The sequence below is a fragment of the Ruegeria sp. AL12 genome (assembly GCF_056540885.1).
Map to the genome: position 1 here is coordinate 1 of NZ_JBQFXN010000208.1, position 522 is coordinate 522.

Consider the following 522-nt stretch of genomic DNA (forward strand, 5'->3'; position numbering starts at 1 on the left):
CGTCCGTGTCGAGGTGGTCTTTCAGCCAGGACAGAGTGAATTTCATTGCTCGGGGCCTTTTTTGGCAGATATCCAGTCGGCACAGGCAATGACAAAGAATGCGCCAAGGTGCAAGCGCTGCGCGTCACGGATAGGTGGGGGTGCGGCCCAAAAGCTCGTCCAATTGCCGCCCGATCCAGCCATGGGGGATAAAATGCCCGCCCGGATGCGTGTCCAGCGTCACCTGCCCGCGTGCGCAATCGGTCCACTCCACCCGGCTGAGGGTCAGGATCGGCACCACGCTCCAATCGCCGCGCGGGGTGGCATCGTGGCACTCATACGCCGCCCGCCACAGCGCCACCGGATAGGTCGTGTCGCCATTGGTGCCATAAGGGAAATCCATCACCGTATCGCTAAGGCCGTGCACATGGCGCGCCTCGCGCGGGGCTTCGGGGCAGTCCTCGGTCTGGCGGATGCTGCCCGCAACGGCCAGCAGGGCGGCAACGTCATTGCCCGACTGGCACACATAGCGCCACGCCATCC

At 64.4% G+C, this 522-nt stretch carries 1 protein-coding gene; it reads right to left on the reverse strand.

Going from position 1 to position 522, the window contains the following annotated elements:
- Positions 1 to 124: 124 nt before the first annotated feature.
- Positions 125 to 522, reverse strand: a 398-nt coding sequence (locus ACR0C6_RS22255) for an alpha/beta hydrolase family protein (RefSeq protein WP_480621382.1), incomplete at its 5' end; no start/stop codon positions are given.